Annotated in this window: 5 protein-coding genes; 4 read left to right on the top strand and 1 reads right to left on the bottom strand. The window is 64.2% G+C overall.

The features are described 5' to 3' along the window. Positions 1-133: 133 nt before the first annotated feature. Entirely contained in the window at positions 134-577 is a 444-nt protein-coding gene (locus P8Y39_12920) for a hypothetical protein (protein ID MEJ2193217.1), read from the top strand. Positions 578-706: 129 nt separating this feature from the next. Here the strand turns inward: P8Y39_12920 and P8Y39_12915 are convergent, their stop codons facing one another. Continuing rightward, complete coding sequence (locus P8Y39_12915; GenBank protein ID MEJ2193216.1) at positions 707-1,003, bottom strand: Mor transcription activator family protein; 297 nt, start codon at positions 1,001-1,003, stop codon at positions 707-709. 180 nt (positions 1,004-1,183) lie between these two features. Between P8Y39_12915 and P8Y39_12910 the strand changes: the two genes are divergently transcribed. From P8Y39_12910 to P8Y39_12900, 3 genes are all read left to right on the top strand, one after another. Beyond that, complete coding sequence (locus P8Y39_12910; protein ID MEJ2193215.1) at positions 1,184-1,591, top strand: zinc ribbon domain-containing protein; 408 nt, start codon at positions 1,184-1,186, stop codon at positions 1,589-1,591. 82 nt (positions 1,592-1,673) lie between these two features. Continuing rightward, positions 1,674-1,949 (top strand): hypothetical protein, encoded by a 276-nt coding sequence (locus P8Y39_12905; GenBank protein ID MEJ2193214.1) that lies wholly within the window; start codon positions 1,674-1,676, stop codon positions 1,947-1,949. A gap of 8 nt (positions 1,950-1,957) precedes the next feature. Then, positions 1,958-2,557 carry a hypothetical protein gene (locus tag P8Y39_12900; protein MEJ2193213.1) on the top strand — a complete coding sequence of 200 codons (600 nt, stop codon included), beginning with the start codon at positions 1,958-1,960 and terminating at the stop codon, positions 2,555-2,557. Positions 2,558-2,695 lie beyond the last annotated feature (138 nt).

Below are 2,695 nucleotides of genomic sequence, written 5' to 3'. Positions count from 1 at the left end.
CCGCCGCACCAAGGATCTCTTTTAATCACCCCAAATAATTCTCCCCAAAAAAACCGAAAAACATCTTTAAAAAAGATAAAACTGTGATATAATGGCAGCAGTTTTTGAACCACAAGAATGAAAGGAGCGGTCTATGGACGTTATCAGGGAAATCAGGAAACAGAGCCAGCAGAGGGTGAAGGAGCTGAATAACCTCACCCGGGACATTGCCAGGGAGCTAAGCGCGCTCGTCGCCCTCTTGCCGGAGAGGCGGAGGGCTAAAGCGATAGATGATTACCTCCAGAGCATCAAGGACCAGGCCCTGGCCGAAGGCGCTCCGAGGAGAAGGGGCAGGCCCAAGGGCGTAAAGAAGGCCCGCAAAAAGGCCAAGACGGCCAAGAAGGCCGCCCGCCGCGGACGGCCGCCCAAGAAGGCCGCCAAGAAAGTCGCCAAAAAGGCGGCCAAGAAGGTCGGCCGGAAAAAGGTCGCCCGGAAAAAGGCCGCGCCGAAAAGGGCCGCCAAAAAGGTCGCCAGAAAAGCCGCTCCGGTAGCCCCCAAGAGGGAAGAAATCACTCCCCCGACGGAAGGGACGAGCTAGAGACTCCTTATATTAGAAAGGTCGCGGCAGAGGACCGAACGCAAAGGGGTCATGTGCGCAGCGTGGCCCCTTTTTATTTTGACCCTCCAATTCCGAAAATGAGCGAGGCTTGTAAAGTCCGCGCCCGCCTCACGGACGCGAAGGCCCCCGCTGCACTATCTTCCGCACCCACTTCTCCGTAAGCCCGTACTTCCGGGCCAGCTCCCGGTGGTTCAGGCCGGTGAACTCCCTCCGTATCCGCTCGTCCCGCCGCCTTTTCATCAGGCTGTCGAGCTTGGGAAAGTACACGTGCATCCCGCCCAGGTACTCCGCCAGCTTGAGCGTGTTCTCCACGCCCACCACGGCAGCCATCTGGCGGTAGCCCTCCGGAAGCTCCTCGGCCGTAAGCTCCCGGGCGAGCTCCCTTATCAGCGCCTCGCCCTTCATCCCGCCCCAACATACACCCCCGGGGCGGAACCCGTCCACGGGAACGCGTTCCCATACGCCGTTCCGGGCACCAGTGCCCCTTAGCACCATGCCCTTCAGCACTATCGCCGTACCATTACCGTTTGACACCGTGGGGCCCGCCCACTAAAATATCCCATCTTCCGTGAGCGCGGAGAGTCCATGAGGGTAAAGAAGTGCCGTTACTGCCAGACCAACATCCCCAGCGGGGCACGCACCTGCCCGTACTGCGGCAAGCGGCTTTGGTCGCAGGCGGTGGTTACGGCGGTCATCGTCGTCGTGCTTCTCATTGCCCTGGGCGGGCTTTACAGGGCGCTTGAGACCCCCGCGGCCAAAGGCCCCGCCCCGGAGGGCGCCCAGGGCCTCTGCGCGGAGGCGGACATCCCCGAGCAGGCGGCGGCCTTCTGCAAGGACGTGGGAGAGACCGCCTACCTGGTGAGCAACGGCCAGCGGCTGGGCGTCATCGCCGGGGTGGCCTCCTCCGGCGGAAAGGACTCCTACTCATACATCATCGAGGAGCGGGACGGCGAGCGGTTCCTTCAGCCCACCTGGGAGGTCAGGGCGCAGTAGCCCCCCTGCCCGCGGGGAGACACCCCCGCCTCCCCGTGCTACAATCGGGGAGAACGGGCAAAACCGAAAGGAGCGCCATCCGATGAAAAGGCTCTTCCTCCTTGTTGCGATTCTCCTGGGCCTGGCCGCCTGCGCCCCCCGGTGGCAGAGCCCCGGCAAGACGGACACGGACCTGCGCCAGGACACGTTCGCCTGCAAGGTCATCGCCAGGGAATCGGCCACCGTCACTTACACGGTCAAGCAGAAGCAGAAGGACACCATCTACGCCGAGCCCGTGGTGAAGCGCCGGGTGGACCACGACCTCTTCGAGAAGTACTTCACCGAGTGCATGCAGAGCCGGGGCTGGGAGAAGAAGTAGCCCGCCCCATGAAGCCGCCCGGGAGCTTCACCTTCGGCATCGAGCGCCTCCACAGGGGGGCCTACAGGCTCACCGCCTCCCAGCTCCTGCCCCTGCCCCGGGAGAAGGCCTTCACCTTCTTCGAGGACCCCGCCAACCTCTTCGCCATAACGCCGGGCTGGCTGGACTTCCGCATGACCGACCCCCGGCAGGCCGAAAGGGGCGTCTTCGAGGGCGCGGAGTTCGACTACACCATCCGCTGGGCCGGCCTGCGCATCCCCTGGCGAAGCCGCATCGTCGATTACCATCCGCCGGAGAGGTTCCGCGATATCCAGGTCAGGGGGCCCTACGCCTACTGGGGCCACCTGCACGTCCTCGAGGAGTCACGGACTCCTTCTCATAAACCCGGTGGAGGTGTTCAGAAGACCAAGCGTACCGGCGAGGTGTCGGACCGGGCCGCGGCCCGGCAGACCCTGATGCGCGACGAGGTCCTCTACGCCCTGCCCCTGGGCCCTCTGGGCAGGCTCCTTCACATCTGGAAGATAGAGGAGCAGCTCAGGGACATCTGGCGCCACCGGGCGGCGAGGATAGACGCCTGGGCCAGGGAGGCCTCGGGCGGCGGCCCCTGAGGGCCGCCCTCACTGCGCCTTGCGGGGCGCTCCCTCCCGTCCCGGTTCATCCTTCCGCGGGTTGATGCACACCGCCACTTCGTTTCCGCAGGAGCCGCAGACGTGGCTCTCCCAGTACTGCCCCCTGCCGTCCACCAT

This window comes from Nitrospirota bacterium, assembly GCA_037386965.1.
Lineage (GTDB): Bacteria > Nitrospirota > Thermodesulfovibrionia > Thermodesulfovibrionales > JdFR-86 > JARRLN01.
Note: the sequence above shows the minus strand (reverse complement) of the source record. Positions and strands in the feature narration are given on the sequence as shown.